General features: G+C 61.7%; 22 protein-coding genes. 2 read left to right on the forward strand and 20 right to left on the reverse strand.

Features of this window, described 5'->3' with window-relative positions; genetic code table 11:
- Nucleotides 1-40: 40 nt before the first annotated feature.
- Nucleotides 41-721, forward strand: a complete 681-nt coding sequence (locus tag AC070A_RS04730) for a Crp/Fnr family transcriptional regulator (RefSeq protein ID WP_058320764.1) — start codon at nucleotides 41-43, stop codon at nucleotides 719-721.
- Nucleotides 722-759: 38 nt separating this feature from the next.
- Here the strand turns inward: AC070A_RS04730 and ureG are convergent, their stop codons facing one another.
- The 15 genes from ureG to AC070A_RS04805 form a co-directional block, all read right to left on the reverse strand.
- On the reverse strand, nucleotides 760-1371 hold the full coding sequence (ureG, locus tag AC070A_RS04735; RefSeq protein ID WP_057249040.1) for an urease accessory protein UreG: 612 nt from the start codon (nucleotides 1369-1371) through the stop codon (nucleotides 760-762).
- 27 nt (nucleotides 1372-1398) lie between these two features.
- Nucleotides 1399-2070, reverse strand: coding sequence for an urease accessory protein UreF (locus AC070A_RS04740; protein ID WP_112994675.1), 672 nt, complete (start codon nucleotides 2068-2070; stop codon nucleotides 1399-1401).
- Entirely contained in the window at nucleotides 2063-2536 is a 474-nt protein-coding gene (ureE, locus tag AC070A_RS04745) for an urease accessory protein UreE (RefSeq protein ID WP_112994636.1), read from the reverse strand. Before ureE ends, AC070A_RS04740 begins: the two co-directional genes overlap by 8 nt.
- Before the next feature lie 2 nt (nucleotides 2537-2538).
- Entirely contained in the window at nucleotides 2539-2835 is a 297-nt protein-coding gene (locus AC070A_RS04750; protein ID WP_082615759.1) for a putative quinol monooxygenase, read from the reverse strand.
- A 171-nt stretch (nucleotides 2836-3006) separates the two neighbouring features.
- Nucleotides 3007-3546 carry a peroxiredoxin gene (locus tag AC070A_RS04755; protein WP_057249037.1) on the reverse strand — a complete coding sequence of 180 codons (540 nt, stop codon included), beginning with the start codon at nucleotides 3544-3546 and terminating at the stop codon, nucleotides 3007-3009.
- A 283-nt stretch (nucleotides 3547-3829) separates the two neighbouring features.
- A complete protein-coding gene (locus tag AC070A_RS04760) occupies nucleotides 3830-4501 on the reverse strand; it encodes a TIGR02117 family protein (RefSeq protein ID WP_113479275.1) in 672 nt (223 codons plus the stop codon).
- Between the two features lie 17 nt (nucleotides 4502-4518).
- Entirely contained in the window at nucleotides 4519-6231 is a 1713-nt protein-coding gene (gene ureC / locus AC070A_RS04765; protein ID WP_113479276.1) for an urease subunit alpha, read from the reverse strand.
- Between the two features lie 3 nt (nucleotides 6232-6234).
- Nucleotides 6235-6879 carry a Urease operon accessory protein gene (locus AC070A_RS04770; RefSeq protein ID WP_113479277.1) on the reverse strand — a complete coding sequence of 215 codons (645 nt, stop codon included), beginning with the start codon at nucleotides 6877-6879 and terminating at the stop codon, nucleotides 6235-6237.
- A 3-nt stretch (nucleotides 6880-6882) separates the two neighbouring features.
- Complete coding sequence (locus AC070A_RS04775) at nucleotides 6883-7302, reverse strand: lysozyme inhibitor LprI family protein (RefSeq protein ID WP_218373499.1); 420 nt, start codon at nucleotides 7300-7302, stop codon at nucleotides 6883-6885.
- Complete coding sequence (locus AC070A_RS04780; protein ID WP_058326461.1) at nucleotides 7299-7604, reverse strand: urease subunit beta; 306 nt, start codon at nucleotides 7602-7604, stop codon at nucleotides 7299-7301. Before AC070A_RS04780 ends, AC070A_RS04775 begins: the two co-directional genes overlap by 4 nt.
- 10 nt (nucleotides 7605-7614) lie before the next feature.
- Nucleotides 7615-7869, reverse strand: a complete 255-nt coding sequence (locus AC070A_RS04785) for a DUF1272 domain-containing protein (RefSeq protein WP_065374393.1) — start codon at nucleotides 7867-7869, stop codon at nucleotides 7615-7617.
- Nucleotides 7870-7929: 60 nt separating this feature from the next.
- A complete protein-coding gene (locus AC070A_RS04790) occupies nucleotides 7930-8232 on the reverse strand; it encodes an urease subunit gamma (protein ID WP_034794185.1) in 303 nt (100 codons plus the stop codon).
- A 122-nt stretch (nucleotides 8233-8354) separates the two neighbouring features.
- The gene (locus AC070A_RS04795; protein ID WP_058320758.1) at nucleotides 8355-9188 is read right to left on the reverse strand and encodes an urease accessory protein UreD; all 834 of its coding nucleotides are present in this window, start codon (nucleotides 9186-9188) and stop codon (nucleotides 8355-8357) included.
- Between the two features lie 176 nt (nucleotides 9189-9364).
- A complete protein-coding gene (locus tag AC070A_RS04800) occupies nucleotides 9365-10339 on the reverse strand; it encodes a 2-hydroxyacid dehydrogenase (RefSeq protein WP_113479279.1) in 975 nt (324 codons plus the stop codon).
- 141 nt (nucleotides 10340-10480) lie between these two features.
- Entirely contained in the window at nucleotides 10481-11497 is a 1017-nt protein-coding gene (locus AC070A_RS04805) for an alpha/beta fold hydrolase (protein WP_492384729.1), read from the reverse strand.
- Nucleotides 11498-11693: 196 nt separating this feature from the next.
- On the opposite strand from AC070A_RS04805, the gene AC070A_RS04810 reads away from it, so the two are divergent.
- Entirely contained in the window at nucleotides 11694-12146 is a 453-nt protein-coding gene (locus AC070A_RS04810; protein WP_110879262.1) for a MarR family winged helix-turn-helix transcriptional regulator, read from the forward strand.
- A 155-nt stretch (nucleotides 12147-12301) separates the two neighbouring features.
- On the opposite strand, the gene AC070A_RS04815 is transcribed toward AC070A_RS04810, so the two are convergent.
- From AC070A_RS04815 to livM, 5 genes are all read right to left on the reverse strand, one after another.
- Nucleotides 12302-13420, reverse strand: coding sequence for a branched-chain amino acid ABC transporter substrate-binding protein (locus AC070A_RS04815; protein ID WP_058320754.1), 1119 nt, complete (start codon nucleotides 13418-13420; stop codon nucleotides 12302-12304).
- Nucleotides 13421-13536: 116 nt separating this feature from the next.
- Complete coding sequence (locus AC070A_RS04820) at nucleotides 13537-13881, reverse strand: DUF6867 family protein (protein ID WP_057249025.1); 345 nt, start codon at nucleotides 13879-13881, stop codon at nucleotides 13537-13539.
- Between the two features lie 24 nt (nucleotides 13882-13905).
- Nucleotides 13906-14631, reverse strand: coding sequence for an ABC transporter ATP-binding protein (locus AC070A_RS04825; RefSeq protein WP_057249024.1), 726 nt, complete (start codon nucleotides 14629-14631; stop codon nucleotides 13906-13908).
- A complete protein-coding gene (locus AC070A_RS04830; protein ID WP_057249023.1) occupies nucleotides 14628-15521 on the reverse strand; it encodes an ABC transporter ATP-binding protein in 894 nt (297 codons plus the stop codon). Before AC070A_RS04830 ends, AC070A_RS04825 begins: the two co-directional genes overlap by 4 nt.
- On the reverse strand, nucleotides 15521-16906 hold the full coding sequence (livM, locus tag AC070A_RS04835) for a high-affinity branched-chain amino acid ABC transporter permease LivM (protein ID WP_057249022.1): 1386 nt from the start codon (nucleotides 16904-16906) through the stop codon (nucleotides 15521-15523). Before livM ends, AC070A_RS04830 begins: the two co-directional genes overlap by 1 nt.
- Nucleotides 16907-16910: the final 4 nt, after the last annotated feature.

The following is a 16910-nucleotide window of genomic DNA, read 5'->3' on the forward strand; positions in this document are numbered from 1 at the left end:
TTTATTACCTTGCACTTGGATCTTACTCAGGACGGGTGTGATGAAGACGTTGCGATTGAACTCGAACGATAGGGCGGTGCTGCTCGGTTCTTGCTTCTTCGGGAAGCTGCCGATGGCGGCAACGAACGCAATTCTGGAGGATGTGGTCGTTTCAACCCACGAGGAGCACGACATCCTCTTTGGCCAGGGCGAGCCGCTCGATCACGTCTTCTTCGTTCTTTCCGGCCTGGTGCGTCTCTACCGGCTGGGCAAGGACGGACGCGAGGCGGATATCGCCGTTTTTCCGCGAGGTGAGCTTTTCGGTGAAAGCGCCATGTTCCTCGGCAACCGCGCCACGGCCAACGCCCAGACGATCGAGACGACGATGCTCGCCCGCATCGACAGCCGCAAGCTGCGCAAACTCGCCGAGCAAACGCCTGAAGTCGCCGACGCGTTGATGCAGCTACTGTGCCGGCACGCGCAAATGGCGGAAGATTGCCTGGCGGAAGACCGGCTGCTGACGGCCCCGCAGCGGGTCGCGAGCTATATTCTCGGGAACTGTCCGGACGGCATCACGAACTTTTCCTTCCGCCTGCCCTTCCAGAAGAATGTACTGGCCGGCAAGCTCGGCCTGGCGCCGGAAGCACTCTCGCGCGCTTTCTCGGCACTTCGCCGCTCGGGCGTCACGGTCAAGGGCCGCGTGATCGAGATCCACGACCGGCAGGCGCTCGAACGCTTCTGACGCGCCGACCAGGATTCGGCTGTCAGAAGCCTGCAGCGTCACAGCCCGCCGTGCAGCGTCAGGAAATCGACGATCCGGTTGATGCCGTCGCCGCGTTTCATGTCCGTGAACACGAAGGGCTTTTCCGCCCGCATCCGCGTCGCATCCCGCTGCATCACGTCGAGATCAGCCCCGACATAGGGAGCAAGATCCTTCTTGTTGATGACAAGCAGATCGGACTTGGTGATGCCCGGCCCGCCCTTGCGCGGGATCTCCTCGCCCTGGCAGACGGAAATGACATAGATCGTCAGATCGGCAAGGTCGGGCGAAAAGGTCGCCGCGAGATTGTCGCCGCCGGATTCGATGAAGACGACGTCGAGATCAGGGATACGCCGGTTAAGGTCGGCGATTGCCTGCAGATTGATCGTGGCGTCCTCGCGGATCGCCGTATGCGGGCAGCCGCCGGTCTCCACCCCGACGATGCGATCGGACGGCAGGGCCTGCATGCGCACCAATGCTTCGGCATCTTCCTTGGTATAGATGTCGTTGGTGACGACGGCGACGGAATACTTCTCCCGCATCGCCTTGCAGAGCTTGTCGGTCAGCGCCGTTTTGCCCGAGCCCACCGGCCCGCCGATGCCGATGCGAAGGGGACCGTTCTTCGATGCCATCTGGATGTCCTTTCAAGGGGTCTCTTCCTAGGATCGGAAGAGCCGAGAATGCAGGGTTTCGTGCTTCAAAGCCGAAATATCCGCCATGATCGTGGCCGAGCCCAGATCGTCGAGCGAGGCGTTGGCCGCTTTCCCTGCCGTCGCCGCGATGATCGGTTCGAGCGCCGCGATCACGCCGACGCCATCCCGCTGGCCGATGACGCCGCAGCGGATCGCCACCGAAACGGCGTTCGAAACGGCGGCGTTGAGGAAGGCGGCAAGTGCCGGCTCAAGACCGGTCTCATGGGCGCCGGCAACGGCACCGGCGGCCACCGGATAGGCGACAGTCTCCGGGAGCACATCAAGAACCGGGTGCGGCCACGACCGTGCGGCCGCCAGAAACGCCTGGCCCTGCAGCATGGTTTCCGTATGCCGCTCGCGGCTTCCCGCCAGAGCTTCGGCAAGGTCTGCGACCGCGGCCAGCCGGACGCTGTCATTCACGGCACGATAGCTCTCGGCAAAAAGCAGCGCATCGTTCCAGCCGGAGCCGTGGCAGAGGACTGTCTCCAACCAGGAGCGAAGCTCCATCGCGTCCGTGACCAAGCGATCATGAACCGCCTGTTCAAGTCCGCTGGAATAGGAGAAGGCACCGACCGGGAAGGCCGGCGACATCCAGGTGACCAGGCGAAGCAGAGCTTGCGTATCGAGCCGCTCAGCCATGATGGTGATGGCTGTCGCCATGGTTGTGACCGCCGGCGTGGTAGGCGCCGCGCAGCGGCTGGAAGGGTTCCGAAACCTCGCTCACCTGCGCGCCCAAGCCTTCGAGCATCTGGCGGATGACCGGATCGCGGGCAATCAGAATGCGGTTCGGCTCGATCTGCGCAGGCAGATGGCGATTGCCGAGATGCCAGGCGAGTTCGATGAGATGCAGCGGATCACGCGGACGGATATCGAAGAGCATTTCTGGTGCGGCAACGATCCGGATATAGCCGCCGCCTTCGAGCACCAGAAGGTCGCCATCGGCGAGCATCACCGCTTCCTTGAGGTCGAGCATCACCACATCGTCGTTTTCGAGGTGCAGCAACTTGCGGCGAAGATGACGGGCGTCGTGCGCAAGCGTCACGCTGTGAAGCGGAGTCGTGCCGGCTGGGCCCGGCGAAAGCACCTGGGTGGAGCGGTACGGCATCTTCAGAGCACCTCGACCTTTTCCGGCGACACAAGCTCGATGCGCGCCTCGATGAGCAGATCGGCCATGGCTGCCTGGAAGGCTTTCAGATGCGGCTCTTCGAAATGCGCATCGACAGCCGCCTTGTCCTTCCAGGTCTCGACGAACACCAGCGCGTCCGGATCGGCAGGCTTGCGGTAGAGGTCGTAGCTGATGCAGCCGGCCTCGCGGCGCGTGGCCTCGATCAGCGGTGCTGCCAGCGACACGACGTCATCTCCCTTGCCCTTGTGCGCGGTCAGGTAGGCGATAATGTAAACCATTGAACCCTCGATATCTTTTGTGCCTGCCAGTGTATCAAGAATTCGCTTCTGCGCCAGTCGCAGAGCCGGTTTTCAACCATTTGGCATGCAGCTCCCGAACAACAAAAAGCCCGAAGACCGGATCCGATCTTCGGGCTTTTTCAATTCAGAAAAAGAAGCGTTCTGGCCGCATCAGGCAGCAAGCTTCTGAGACTTCAGCGTCTCCAGAATGTTCTGCGGCGAGGAAACGCCGTATGGGTCGCTGTCGCAATTGTCGGAGTAGCCTTCTTCCTCGAACCACTGCTCCACGACGCCGTTGTTGACGACGGCGGCGTAGCGCCAGGAGCGCATGCCGAAGCCGAGATTGTCCTTGGCAACGAGCATGCCCATCTTGCGGGTGAACTCGCCCGAACCGTCCGGGATCAGCTTGACGTTTTCGAGGCCCTGCGACTTGCCCCAGGCATTCATGACGAAGGCGTCGTTGACCGAGATGCAGTAGATTTCGTCAATGCCTTCGGCGCGGAAGTCGGCCGTCAGCTTTTCGAAATCAGGCAACTGGTAGGTCGAGCAGGTCGGCGTGAATGCGCCCGGCAGCGAGAACAACACGACGCGCTTGCCGGCGAAGTAATTGTCGGAGGACACGTCCTCCCAGCGGAACGGATTCGGGCCGCCAACGGCCTCGTCGCGAACGCGGGTGCGGAACGTTACAGCGGGTACTTTTCTGCCAAGCATCGTCATCTCCTTTGGATCACGATGAACTTGGACCGGCTCGACCCAAAACCATGAACGTGATCACATCCATCAAGTTAGAGCGGGATGCCGGCGGAAAACCGCAAACACGTTTCCGCATCCCGCTCTCGTTCGGCTCTCGGTCGGCAGGTCTTGGGAGGATTTCTGACAACCGAGAACGATCAGCCGCTTTCCTATCGGATATTGCGCTGCGGCGCAGCACGAAAGGCCTCGATTCACATGCGGGCATGGCAGCCATGCGATGATCGCATGGCTGCGTGACACCTCAATTGTGGATGCGCAAGGATAGTCCGAGGCTCGGCGGAACCGGGTTCCATAGGCCGGTTCTCAAGCCCGCCTCACGCAGCGCCCGCGCTGTCCATGTGTTGCAGCCGAAGAGCGCGTTGAACCTGCCCTCGGCTTCGAAGAAGCGGTCATTGCCATTGTAGGAGAAGCCGTCGACCGGAACGACAGTCCCGGCGTCGCTTATGAAACTCTCGGCAATGAAGCCAAGCAGTCGTTCATATCCGGCCGCGTCCAGTTCGAAGCTGGCAACGGAGGCTTGCGGCTCGACGATCCGGCCGGCGATATCCACATGCATGACCGAGCGGTCGAGCGTCAGCGCCCTGAATGCCGGCATGGCCTTCAGCTCCGACCAGGTCGGCGTTTCCAGATAGAAGGAGCGCCCGCCCCAGCCGAAGATCAGCCATTGTGCCTGCGGATGATTGAGCGGCACGCCGGCCGCTTCGATGAAGCCGAACCGCGCCCTCGTTTCTTCCGTCAAGGGCACGGCGATATCGGTGTGGATGGGGCCCGAGAGCACCAGGATGCGCGTCGCGCCCGCCCCCGCCGCAGCGGCGGAAACCGGCAAGAGCGGCCGCGGCAGCAGCGTTCCGAGAACGACCGCCAGGACCGCAGCCAGCAGGCCGAAGAAGGCCCATTTCAGGCCGCGCTTCATCCTCCGTCTCTACTTGCTCAAAACAGGAAATAGCGCTGCGCCATCGGCACGATCGTCGCTGGCTCGCAGGTCAGCAACTCGCCGTCGGCGCGTACCTCATAAGTCTCCGGATCAACCTCGATATGCGGCGTCAGGCTGTTGTGGATCATCGACGCCTTGCCGATACCGCCGCGGGTGTTCCTGACGGCCACCAGCTGCTTTGCAACGCCGAGCTTGGCGGCAAGACCCGCATCGAGCGAGGCCTGCGACACGAAGGTGACTGACGAACTCGTGCGGTTCTTGCCGTAGGCGGTAAACATCGGCCGGTAATGTACCGGCTGCGGCGTCGGGATGGAGGCATTCGGATCGCCCATCGGCGCCATGGCGATCGAGCCGCCGAGCAGCACGAAGTCCGGCTTCACGCCAAAGAAGGCCGGATTCCAGATGACGAGATCGGCGCGCTTGCCAACCTCCAGCGAACCGATCTCGTGGCTGAGACCATGGGCGATCGCCGGGTTAATCGTGTATTTGGCGATGTAGCGCTTCACCCGGAAATTGTCGTTGTCACCGGTTTCCTGCGGCAAGGGCCCACGCTGGCGCTTCATCTTGTCGGCGGTCTGCCAGGTGCGGATCGCCACCTCACCGACGCGGCCCATGGCCTGGCTGTCGGAGGAGATGATCGAGAAGGCGCCGATGTCGTGCAGGATGTCTTCGGCGGCGATCGTTTCCTTGCGGATCCGGCTTTCGGCAAAGGCGATATCTTCGGGCATCGACGGCGACAGGTGATGGCAGACCATCAGCATATCCAAGTGTTCGGCGAGCGTATTCTTGGTGTAGGGCCGCGTCGGATTGGTCGAGGACGGAATGACGTTCGGCTGGCCGCAGATCTTGATGATGTCGGGCGCGTGGCCGCCCCCGGCGCCTTCGGTGTGGAAGGCATGGATCGTGCGGCCCTTGATCGCCGCGATCGTATCTTCGACGAATCCGCTCTCGTTCAGCGTATCGGTGTGGATCATCACCTGCACGTCGTATTCGTCGGCGACCCCGAGGCAGCAATCGATCGCCGCCGGCGTCGAGCCCCAGTCCTCGTGCAACTTGAGCGACGTGGCACCGGCCAGCACCATCTCGACCAGTGCGCCCGGGCGCGAGGCATTGCCCTTGCCGGCGAAAGCGATGTTCATCGGGAAGCCGTCGGCCGCCTCGATCATACGGGCGAGATGCCACGGGCCGGAGGTGCAGGTGGTGGCAAGCGTGCCATGTCCCGGCCCGGCGCCGCCACCCAGCATGCAGGTGAGGCCGCTCACCAGCGCTTCCTCGATCTGCTGCGGGCATATGAAGTGGATGTGGCTGTCCATGCCGCCGGCGGTGACGATCTTGCCCTCAGCCGCGATCACCTCGGTCCCGGGACCGACGACGATGGTGACACCCGGCTGCGTATCCGGATTGCCGGCCTTACCGATCCCCGCAATCCGCCCGTCCTTGAGGCCTATGTCCGCTTTCACGATACCCCAGTGGTCGACGATCAGCGCATTGGTGATGACCGTATCGACGGCGCCCTCGGCGCGCGTTGCCTGGCTCTGCCCCATGCCGTCGCGAATGACCTTGCCACCCCCGAACTTCACCTCCTCGCCATAGGTGGTGAAGTCCTTCTCCACCTCGATGAAGAGTTCCGTATCCGCGAGCCGCACCTTGTCGCCGACCGTCGGGCCGAACATGTTGGCATAGGCCGCGCGCGACATCTTGTAGGGCATGGTTCAGGCTCCTTGGGACGAAGAAGAAAGTGGATGGAGGCGGCGGAGGCGATCGCTCGCCGCCAGCGCGTCGACATAGCGGCGCTCGGCGGCAAAGGGATGCCATTGCCACCCGACATGGCCGAAGCCGGCAACAACGACGTCGTCACCGGCTCTCGCGATATTGGACAGGATATCGGCAATGACGATCAGGCCGCTGGATGGGACGACGTACGGATCAGGTGAGAAACCGGCGAGATCGTGATCCAGCTGGTCATGCACCGCCACCGGAACGACGCGAAAACCGCGGTTGGTCGAGCGGCTGAAACTCTCGAAACCGACGGTGTAGTCGTCACAGAAATCGTCGAGATCCGGATGTGTTTCGGCGAGCCCGGCCCGCATCGCGGCGAACTTCGCGCCTGTCCGCACGCACCAGATTTCGCGCGCCTGCCGCACCGCCGAACTCGTCTTCCAGCGACCGCCGCCGAGCATGGAGAGACCGGGGCGCCCGGTGTTGCAGACGGCGACGATATCGGTCTTGTGGCCACCGGGGCCGACGGAACGGCAATCGTTGAAACGCACGACGATATCGGCGGCATCGATCACCGTGCCAGCTCCGTCAGGCACTTCGCCATTGCCCACGATCATGATGATGCGGCCGCCGCTCAAGGTCTAGTTTCCGTCAGGCTCGACAATGGCCTGGAGTTCCTTCGTCCGGGCCCTGGTCAATTCGGTGAGGCAACCGGAGACGAGCATCGGCTCCATCGAGCCACCGCGGGCTTCGAAGCCCGAAAGCTCGCACTGGCCGTCACGGTAACCGATCCAGGCGCGCTGCGCCTTCTTCAGTGCCTCTTCCGCACCAACGTAGTTCGCATCGATCTCGGCGAGTTCCTTGTCCTGCTGCTTTGTCGCTGCCAGTGCCAGCTTGTAGACCTTGTTCAGTTCCGTGTCGGCCGCCTCGTAGTCTTTGTTGGCGCAGATGTTCATGTCCATCTGCGTCACCGCGTTCTGGCAGTCGACCTTGTCCTCCTGCGCCAGAGCCGGTGCAAACGGCAAAACGAGAGCGATGGCAAGTATAGCGAGGCGCTTCATAGCTTGCCCATCACCTGCTGGCGGAAGCCATAGACTTCGCGCTTGCCGGAAAGAGGGATCAGCGTCACCTGACGCGTCTGGCCGGGCTCGAAACGCACCGCGGTGCCCGCGGGAATATCCAGACGCCGGCCGTAGGCTGCCTTCCGGTCAAACTGCAGCCCGGCATTGGTTTCGGCGAAATGGTAGTGGCTGCCGACCTGGATCGGGCGGTCACCGGTATTGGCAACCTCGATGGTTGTCGTGTCGAGGCCGGCATTGAGCTCGATCTCTCCGGCAACCGCGATGATTTCTCCTGGGATCATGGTTGTCTCCTCAAGCCGCCTTCGAACCGGCGCAGCCCTGCGGTTTCAGCACCCGCTCGGTGGAGGCCGGATATTTTTCAAGCAGGGCAGCCGGACGCACCGGCCGGCGAGTGAATTCGCCGCCGCAATTCGGGCAGGTGCCACCGAGCTTTCCATCGACACAATCGACGCAGAAGGTGCATTCGAAAGTACAGATCATCGCCTCGCGGCTATCCGGCGGCAGATCCTTGTCGCAGCACTCGCAATTGGGGCGCAAAGCCAGCATGCTTGCCTCCTGAGATCAGGGTTGGAGGGATACGGCCGGAAAGGGCCGCGTTTCCTTCGTTTAGCGGATCGGTTCGTGAACGGTGACGAGCTTGGTACCGTCGGGGAACGTCGCTTCGATCTGGATGTCGTGGATCATCTCGGGGATGCCCTCCATCACCTGATCGCGCGTCAGCACCTGGGCGCCCGCCTCCATCAGCTCGGCAACCGAGCGCCCGTCGCGGGCGCCTTCCACGACGAAATCGGTGATCAGCGCGATCGCCTCGGGATGGTTGAGTTTCACGCCGCGCTCCAGGCGCCGGCGCGCGACCATGGCCGCCATGGAAATCAGCAATTTGTCCTTTTCGCGCGGAGTAAGATTCATGCGTCGCCACCGGTTGTTCGTGAAGCAATTCCCAGGAAATCTGCGAAGCGATTTTCCGCCAGGAATTACAAAGTTTCAACGTGTTAGATCATTTCACTGTTTCAATAAAAATATGAAATGACCTAGAGAACCCAGACTTTCGGCACTGTCTTCTGCTTGCGCAAGTGCGAAATAACGGGGATGAGGATTTTTCTGAGCGCGAACCCATCCGGCGCCACGAAGCGGGCAACCAGCTTGTCGCGGCCATCAACCTGAAAATGGCTGATGCCGACGCCAGCCTCGCCGTCAATGAGCGATCGAAGACGCGGCAACAAGGGCTCGCAATCGGGGCCGACATAGAGGAGCGTGGCAAAGGCGGCTGCGCCATCGAGCACCGCCCGGCGCTGGCCGAGACTGGCGATCTCTCCGGCAAGCGCCAGATTGTCCGCATGCAGCAGCTTGCCTTCGGCGCGGATGCGCCAGCGATCGCGGAAGAGCCCGGTTTGCACCACCTCGCCCATCGCCTTGCGACCAAGCAGAACCGCTTCCACCGCCAGGAATGTCGCGTCCGCGGCAAGCTCCACCTCCAGCGAACGCGACAACGAGGCGCGGTCGAAGAGGATCGTCTCCTGCGGCAGCCAGTCGACGCGCGCGCCGGCGGCAACCTCGATACGCGTGGCCACCTCGACCGTATCGGCACTCGCCTTATAGATCTTCTCGCAGGCCTGCGTCGTCACCGTCACATCGGTTCCGGCCCTTGCCGCAACCTCCCAGACCATGCGGTCGCCGCCGGTGAGGCCGCCGGAGGAATTGATCAGCACCGCTTCCATGGAGGCGTCGAAGGTCTTCGGCAACCGGATCTTTGCGCAGCCTTCCTGATAGAGTTCGGCAATGCGGCTTTGGCCGAGCGCCGTCTTGGCGACCAGCCGGCCCTTACCCCAGGCCCGTTGCGGGGCGATGCTTGCTGCCTTGTTCATGTTTCGACCGCCGAGCGGTGTCCTTCGATTCCTGGCGCTACACCCATAGGGCCGATCGCCTTGCCTCCGCGCTATCGTCCGCATCGCGGAACGACAAGTCAAGTTATTGTTTTGCAAAGAAAATCGCCAGCATGCTACATTTCCATGCAGGCACTGCGCAGAAAACAGGCAGCCGCTTACGCCACGCGATCCGGCGGCTCGCGGCCCTCGAAGAAAGCGGTGACGTTGGCGACCACCTTCATACCCATGGCAACCCGCGTTTCCTCCGCGGCACTGCCGAGATGCGGGAGCAGCACGACATTTTCGAGCCTGCGCAGACGCTCCGGCACATTCGGCTCCGCCTCGAAGACATCAAGGCCGGCACCGCGAATGACGCCGTTTTCGAGAGCGGCAACCAAGGCCGCTTCATCAATGACATCGCCGCGCGCCGTATTGATGAGGTAAGCACCCGGTTTCATCAGCGCCAAGCGTTCCGCATTGATCAGATGCCGGTTTTCGCCACCACCGGGGCAATGCAACGACACGAAGTCCGAAGCTCTCAGCACATCCTCGACGGTGTCCAATTGCCGGGCGCCGTAGCGGCTCGCTTCCGCCGGGTCGATGCGCGAGCGGTTGTAGAAGACGACATCCATGTCGAAGCCGAAATGACAGCGTTTGGCCATCGCCTTGCCGATGCGGCCAAAGCCGATGATGCCGAGCGTCTTGCCGGTGACCTTGCTGCCGATCATGTGGGTCGGGCGCCATCCGGTCCATTCGCCGGCCCGAACCTGGCGCTCCCCCTCGCCCGCCCGGCGCGCGACTGCAAGCAGCAGCGTCATGGCAATGTCGGCGGTGCAGTCGGTCAGAACACCCGGTGTGTTGGTCACGACGATATTGGCGGCCTTGGCGGCCGCGACGTCGATGTGGTTGTAGCCGACGCCATAATTTCCAAGGATCTTCGCCCGGAGGCCGCCGCCGGCGAAGAGTTCGGCCGGAAGCCGATCGGAAACGGTTGGGAGAACGGCATCAAAGGTACGCAGCGCATCGGTCAGCCCTTCGGCCGTCATCGGCACGTCGCCTTCGTTCAAGGTGACGTCGAACCGCTCTGCAAGCACCTGTTCCACCGCCGCCGGCCAGCGACGGGTGACGAGAATGCGGGGTTTCGAGCTCATGCCTGCCTCCGGAACAGAATCGTCGGGAGATAGTGCACGAAACGGCGCGACACGACAGCCATCTCGACAAGCGAAACACCTATCACGAAAAGCGAGAAGGAGGCGCCGTTGCAGGCGCCTCTTCCCGTGACTTCAGACACATCAGGCCTTGGCAAACGCGAGCAGGTCGGCGTTAAGCTGGTCCTTGTGCGTATCGGTAATGCCGTGCGGCGCGCCGGCATAGACCTTGAGCTCGGCATGCGGCACCAGCGTCTTCGAAGCTCTGGCGGCCGCATCGATCGGCACGATCTGGTCGTCGTCGCCATGGATGATCAGGGTCGGCACGTCGAACGTCTTCAGGTCCTCGGTGAAATCGGTCTGCGAGAAGGCGACGATCGAGTCGTAGGTGTTCTTGTGGCCGCCCGTCATGCCCTGCAGCCAGAAGCTGTCGATCATGCCTTGGGAGGCGACCGCACCCGGCCGGTTGAAGCCGAAGAACGGACCCGAGGCGATATCGCGGTAGAGCTTCGAGCGATCCTTGAGGCTTGCCGCCTGCAGCCCGTCGAACACCTCCTTCGGCAGGCCGCCGGGGTTCTTGTCGGTCTTGACCATCAGCGGCGGCACTGCCGAGATCAAACCGGCCTTGGCGACACGGCCCGTGCCGTGACGGCCGATATAACGGCTGATCTCGCCGCCGCCGGTGGAAAAGCCGGCAAGGAAGATGTCCTTCAGATCCAGCGCGTTGATCAGATCGGCAAGGTCGTCGGCGTAGTGATCCATGTCGTTGCCGTCCCAGGGCTGCGACGAGCGGCCGTGGCCGCGGCGGTCATGGGTGATGACGCGGAAGCCATTGGCGGCGAGGTGGAAGGCCTGCGCTTCCCAGCTGTCCGACGACAGCGGCCAGCCGTGGCTGAGCACGACGACCGGGCCATCCTTTGGACCCCAGTCCTTGTAATAGATCTCGACGCCATCGCGGGTGGTGATGCGGCTGCCCGAAATCCCCCCACCGTGCGAACGGGCGCTCGACTGGTTGTTGCTTGCCGCTGACACGTCGGCGGCCTTGGCCGAGCTGTTGACGGCCGATACGGCTGCAGCGGTCGCCGCAGCGCCGAAAGCGGCCGAGAGGACATCACGGCGGGAGATGCTGCTGGTTTCGGTCTTGCTGACTGCCTTGCTCATGGAAACGCTCCTTCTTCCCTGCGGTCATGCCGCGCTGCCGGTAAATAACTAGCGATTAAATCGTGCGCGATATATTCCCGTTTAAATCGCCATCAATTAGATCGTGCACAAAGCTTTATATTGCGATCGCACACCTGTCAATACCTTGCGATTATATCGCGAACGATTTATTTTAAGGAGATGACAGGAGAGAACGATGACTGGCACCGAACTCAAGGATGACGATGCGATGCTGACGCTCGATAGTTTCCTCTGCTTTGCGGTCTATTCCGCAAACCACGCCTTAACGCGCATCTACAAGCCTCTGCTGGAGGAACTCGACCTCACCTACCCGCAATATCTCGTGATGGTGTTGCTGTGGGAAAAGGACGACCAGACCGTCGGCAGCCTCGGCGAACGGCTCTTCCTGGAATCGAGCACACTCACCCCGATGCTGAAACGCCTCGAAGCGGCCGCCTACATCGCCCGCGTGCGGGATAAGACGGACGAGCGGCAGGTCCGGGTACAATTGACCGACATGGGCAAGGCACTGCGCCGGAAGGCGGTCGATGTGCCGCGCGGCCTCACGGAGGCGACAAAACTTGGCGCCGATGATCTCGAGCGGTTGCGCGCCGAAGTCTCGTCACTGCGAGACACCTTGCTGAAATAGCCAATCGCTGCGCCAAAGCCCCATCGCTTAGATGAGCATCCTTCCGCTTCCAGCAGTTCCACTTGAAAGCGTTATGCTCTCGGCCTCGCCAAAAAGAAAAGCCCGGCGATCGCTCGCCGGGCCCAACAGATCGGACGCAAGGTCCGAAATCAGAACTACTCGTTCTGGAAGTAGGTGTACTTGCCGTCGTCGCCCTTCTTCCAGGTGTACATGACGTAGTCCGGGCGGGTGATGTCGCCCTTTTCGTCATAGCCGAGCTCGCCGATCGCGGTCTTGAACGGACCCTTGGCCTTGATCGCTTCGGCAACAGCCTGCGCATCGGTCGTGCCGCCAGCCTTCGCAGCTTCTGCGATGACTTGGAGAGCGGCGTAGGAATAGAGCGTATAGGCTTCCGGCTCGAAGCCGGCAGCACGGAACTTCTCGACGAGTTCCTTGGAAGCGGGGTTCTTTCGCGGATCCGGCGCGAAGGTCATCAGCGTGCCGTCGACGGCGTCGCCGGCGATCGAGGCCAGTTCGTTCGAAACGATACCGTCACCCGACATCATCGTTGCCTTCAGGCCCTGGTCCTTCATCTGGCGCATGATCAGGCCGGCCTCGGTGTGCAGACCGCCCCAGTAGACGACCGAAACGCCGGCTTCCTTCATCTTGGCGATCAGAGCCGAGAAGTCCTTGTCGCCGATGTTGACACCTTCATAGAGGGCCTCGGTGAGGCCGGCTTCGTTCATCGACTTCTTGGTTTCATCAGCAAGACCCTGACCATAGGGGGTCTTGTCATGAATGACGGCGATCTTCGCGTCCTTGAAGTTGGCGGCAAGGTAGGCACCGGCTACTGCGCCCTGCTGGTCGTCACGGCCGCAGGTGCGGAACGTGTTCCACATACCGCGCTCGGTGAACTGCGGGTTGGTCGCAGACGGCGTGATCTCCAGGATGCCGTTTTCGGCATAGACTTCCGATGCCGGGATCGACACACCGGAGTTGAAGTGACCAACGACGAACTTCACACCGTCAGCGACGAACTTGTTGGCGACCGAGATGCCCTGCTTCGGGTCCGAAACGTCGTCGCCGAGCACAAGCTTGATCTGTTCCCCGTTGATACCGCCAGCGGCGTTGATGTCGGCAGCGGCCTGTTCGGCACCTTTCTGGAGCTGCGCACCGAAGGCGGCGTTCGGGCCAGTCAGCGGGCCGGCGACACCAACGAGAATATCAGCCCAGGCGGTGCCGCTGAAGGCGACCATCGCCGTCAGCGCAACGGCCGACAGAAGAGATTTTTTCATTCTTGTTACTCCCAAATATTCGAGCGGGTCTCGTTATCAACCTGCGCAATGCCCACCATAGTTGCGCCGGTGTTTCCTTCGCACCGGCCGCGGCGGACCGGCACGCGCTGTTCCCTTTATTTGGTCTTCCAGGAGAAAGGTGAAGCCTTCTCGTAGAGCCAATAGTAGATTTTGGTCATTTGCTTGGTCCGGTAGTACCGGAAAGCTACGGTAGCAAACAACAAAAGCACGATCGTGTCCACGATATAGTATTGCAGGCTGAACATCGTGCCGCCGAAGAGGGCGTGATGGATGAAACGGATCGCCAGCCCGAGCAACGCCACGTAGAGCAGCAGCCGCGGAACGTTATGCCAACTTTCGGCCACGCTCTTGCCTGTGCGCCAGGCGGTCCAGCCGCCAAGCACGCAGCTTATGAAAAGAAACTGCCAGATCGACGCTTCTTCGTAGAGAATTCCCTGCATGTCACTTGCTCCAGATGCGGCCGATCAATGACGGCCGCCTTCGAGATAGGCCGCGCGCACTTCCGGATTGGCGAGCAGATCCCTGCCGCTGCCGCTCATCGTCACCCGTCCGTTGACCATCACATAGCCGCGGTCCGAAAGCTTGAGCGCGCCGAAGGCGTTCTGCTCGACGAGGAAGACGGTCAGGCCTTCCTCCTTGTTGAGTTTCTTGATCGCTTCGAAGATGCCCTTGACGATCAGCGGCGCAAGACCAAGCGACGGCTCGTCGAGAAGCAACAGCTTCGGCCGGGCCATCAGCGCGCGGCCGATCGAGAGCATCTGCTGCTCGCCGCCTGACAGCGTGCCGCCGCGCTGCGCCTTACGCTCCTTGAGCCGGGGAAAGAGCCTGAAGATCTTTTCCACGTCCTCGTCGAAATGCTTCAGGTTGTCGAGGCTCGCCCCCATCTGCAGGTTTTCGAAAACCGTCATGCGCGGGAAGATGCGCCGTCCCTCCGGCGACTGGGCAATCCTCATACGCGCGATTTCGTGGGTCGGCAGGCGCGTGATGTCATGGCCGTCGAACATCACCGTGCCGGTGCGCGCCTGCGGGCTGCCGCAGATCGTCATCATCAATGTCGACTTGCCCGCGCCGTTGGCACCGATCAGCGAAACGATTTCTCCGCGATGGACCTCGACATCGACGCCGCTCAGCGCCCGAATGTTGCCGTAGTAGGTTTCGACGGCTTTCACTTGCAGCAGCGGCGCAGTCATTGCTTGGTGCCTCCCTGCCCGCCTTCGATTTCCTCGATTTGTTCGATCACCTGTTCAACCTCTTCATCCTCGACACCCAGATAGGCCGCGATGACCCTTGGATCGTTCTTCACGAAATCCGGGGTGCCGTCGGAGATCTTCTGCCCATATTCGAGCACGACGACATGGTCCGATATCTCCATGACCACGGACATGTCATGCTCGATCAGCAGGATGGAGGTGCCGGTGTCGCTGCGGATGCCCTGCAACAGTTCATTGAGGGCATGCGATTCGCGCGGATTGAGGCCAGCCGCAGGCTCATCGAGGCACAGCAACTCCGGTCCCGTGCACATGGCACGAGCAATCTCCAACCGCCGCTGCGCGCCGTAGGGCAAGTCCCCGGCAGGGTCGTCTGCCCGGTCGATCAGCGATGCCTTTTCGAGCCAATGCTTGGCGAGTTCAGTCGCCTCCCTGGAGGCCTGCCGGTAGGCAGGAAATCCAAGGAGCCCGAGCACGGTATAGCCCGACGCCAGCATCAGTTTGTTGTGCTGCGCGACCAGCAGGTTCTCGAGCACGGTCATGCCGGAGAACATCCGGATGTTCTGGAACGTACGCGCCACCTTTGCATGCTTGGTGATCTCGAAGTCCGGCAGCCGCTCGAGGAGATACTCCTTTCCGGACTTCTGCTTCATCGTGATCATACCCATCGTCGGCTTGTAGAAACCGGTGATGCAGTTGAATACCGTCGTCTTACCTGCCCCGTTCGGGCCGATCAGCGCGGTGATGTCGCCGCGATAGGCCTCGAAAGAGAAGTCGTTGATGGCCATCAGACCGCCGAAGCGCATCGACAGGTGCTCAACCTTGAGAATGGGATCTTGTGTCATTGTCATCGTCGTGGTCTCGAGGGCCATCAGCCATGCCCTTCCTTGGTAAAGCTGCCGGAGACGGCCTTGCGTTCGCGCAGGAACGCGGTCGGTTCACGCGATCCAACGAAGCCGCGCGGCTTCCAGACCATGACGACGACCATGGCCAGGCCAAAGATCAGCATGCGGTAGAGTTCCGGCGTGAAGTTCGGTCCGAAGACGGCCTTCAGGAAGTCAAGCTCACGCAGAATTTCGGTACCGCCGATCATGACGATCGCTGCGATCGCAATGCCGGTCAGCGACCCCATGCCGCCGAGGACGACGATCGCGAGGATCACTGCCGATTCGAGGAACACGAAGGATTCGGGCGACACGAAGCCCTGGCGTACCGCGAAGAAGGACCCGGCGATGCCGCCGAACATGGCGCCCATGGCGAAAGCCGTCAGCTTGGTGGTAACCGTGTTGATGCCAAGCGACTTGCAAGCGATCTCATCTTCGCGCAGCGCTTCCCAGGCGCGCCCGATCGGCATCCGACGCATGCGGATCGTCACGAAGGCCGTGATCAAGCAAAGACCGAGGATCAGGTAGAATAGGAAGATCTTGTAGTAGACCGACGAGATCGGCAGCCCCATCAATGCGGCAAAGCCATCCTTGGAGGCATCGAACTTGATGCCGAACAGCGTTGCCTTGGCAATGCCGGACACGCCGAACGTACCTTTGGTGACCTCGGTCCAGTTGATCAGGACAAGACGGATGATTTCGCCGAAGGCGAGCGTGACGATCGCCAGATAGTCTCCGCGCAGACGAAGCACCGGGAAGCCGAGGACCACGCCCCAGCAGGCGGCGAGGAGGCCGGCCACCGGCAACAACACCCAGAAGGACAGGCCCAGATAGGTGGAGAGCAGCGCGTAGGAATAGGCACCGACTGCGTAGAAAGCGACGTAACCGAGGTCGAGCAGGCCGGCGAGGCCGACGACGATATTCAGGCCCCAGGCGAGCATCACATAGATCAAGATCTGGATGCCGAAATTGTCCACCCATTTCAGCGAGCCCTGAACACCGGTTAGCGCGACGATGACCGGCGGATAAAGGATCAAGGCAAGTATCGCAATCGTCGAGAAATTGCGGCTGAAGAAGCTTTCCTCCTTGGCAACCTCCGGCGCCGCCGCTTTGGCAGCCTTTCGCTGGGCAAGCCGCGGTTGGACATAGGCGACCATGAGGAAGCGGCCAACCATAGCGATGATCACGAAGATCGCCAGCAGGCCCCAACGTTGTGTCAGGATCAGCTCGTTGCGGATGTTCTGGTCGGTCTTGAGGCCGACGAACAGCACGAACAGTCCGAGCGTGATGAGGCCCGCGAAGACAGACTCGCGCAGGGCCCGCGCCGTCACCTCAGTGCCGGCGCTTGCAGTTGTAGAAGCAATGTTTGCCATTGAA

The sequence above is a fragment of the Ensifer sp. GW101-20A05 genome, from assembly GCF_059424735.1.

What these genes read in the sequence shown, in the direction of transcription:
- AC070A_RS04730 (WP_058320764.1), top strand. Translation starts at nt 41, where the DNA reads ATGAAGACGTTGCGATTGAACTCGAACGATAGGGCGGTGCTGCTCGGT.
- ureG (WP_057249040.1), bottom strand. Translation starts at nt 1,371, where the DNA reads ATGGCATCGAAGAACGGTCCCCTTCGCATCGGCATCGGCGGGCCGGTG.
- AC070A_RS04740 (WP_112994675.1), bottom strand. Translation starts at nt 2,070, where the DNA reads ATGGCTGAGCGGCTCGATACGCAAGCTCTGCTTCGCCTGGTCACCTGG.
- ureE (WP_112994636.1), bottom strand. Translation starts at nt 2,536, where the DNA reads ATGCCGTACCGCTCCACCCAGGTGCTTTCGCCGGGCCCAGCCGGCACG.
- AC070A_RS04750 (WP_082615759.1), bottom strand. Translation starts at nt 2,835, where the DNA reads ATGGTTTACATTATCGCCTACCTGACCGCGCACAAGGGCAAGGGAGAT.
- AC070A_RS04755 (WP_057249037.1), bottom strand. Translation starts at nt 3,546, where the DNA reads ATGCTTGGCAGAAAAGTACCCGCTGTAACGTTCCGCACCCGCGTTCGC.
- AC070A_RS04760 (WP_113479275.1), bottom strand. Translation starts at nt 4,501, where the DNA reads ATGAAGCGCGGCCTGAAATGGGCCTTCTTCGGCCTGCTGGCTGCGGTC.
- ureC (WP_113479276.1), bottom strand. Translation starts at nt 6,231, where the DNA reads ATGCCCTACAAGATGTCGCGCGCGGCCTATGCCAACATGTTCGGCCCG.
- AC070A_RS04775 (WP_218373499.1), bottom strand. Translation starts at nt 7,302, where the DNA reads ATGAAGCGCCTCGCTATACTTGCCATCGCTCTCGTTTTGCCGTTTGCA.
- AC070A_RS04780 (WP_058326461.1), bottom strand. Translation starts at nt 7,604, where the DNA reads ATGATCCCAGGAGAAATCATCGCGGTTGCCGGAGAGATCGAGCTCAAT.
- AC070A_RS04785 (WP_065374393.1), bottom strand. Translation starts at nt 7,869, where the DNA reads ATGCTGGCTTTGCGCCCCAATTGCGAGTGCTGCGACAAGGATCTGCCG.
- AC070A_RS04790 (WP_034794185.1), bottom strand. Translation starts at nt 8,232, where the DNA reads ATGAATCTTACTCCGCGCGAAAAGGACAAATTGCTGATTTCCATGGCG.
- AC070A_RS04795 (WP_058320758.1), bottom strand. Translation starts at nt 9,188, where the DNA reads ATGAACAAGGCAGCAAGCATCGCCCCGCAACGGGCCTGGGGTAAGGGC.
- AC070A_RS04800 (WP_113479279.1), bottom strand. Translation starts at nt 10,339, where the DNA reads ATGAGCTCGAAACCCCGCATTCTCGTCACCCGTCGCTGGCCGGCGGCG.
- AC070A_RS04805 (WP_492384729.1), bottom strand. Translation starts at nt 11,497, where the DNA reads ATGAGCAAGGCAGTCAGCAAGACCGAAACCAGCAGCATCTCCCGCCGT.
- AC070A_RS04810 (WP_110879262.1), top strand. Translation starts at nt 11,694, where the DNA reads ATGACTGGCACCGAACTCAAGGATGACGATGCGATGCTGACGCTCGAT.
- AC070A_RS04815 (WP_058320754.1), bottom strand. Translation starts at nt 13,420, where the DNA reads ATGAAAAAATCTCTTCTGTCGGCCGTTGCGCTGACGGCGATGGTCGCC.
- AC070A_RS04820 (WP_057249025.1), bottom strand. Translation starts at nt 13,881, where the DNA reads ATGCAGGGAATTCTCTACGAAGAAGCGTCGATCTGGCAGTTTCTTTTC.
- AC070A_RS04825 (WP_057249024.1), bottom strand. Translation starts at nt 14,631, where the DNA reads ATGACTGCGCCGCTGCTGCAAGTGAAAGCCGTCGAAACCTACTACGGC.
- AC070A_RS04830 (WP_057249023.1), bottom strand. Translation starts at nt 15,521, where the DNA reads ATGGCCCTCGAGACCACGACGATGACAATGACACAAGATCCCATTCTC.
- livM (WP_057249022.1), bottom strand. Translation starts at nt 16,906, where the DNA reads ATGGCAAACATTGCTTCTACAACTGCAAGCGCCGGCACTGAGGTGACG.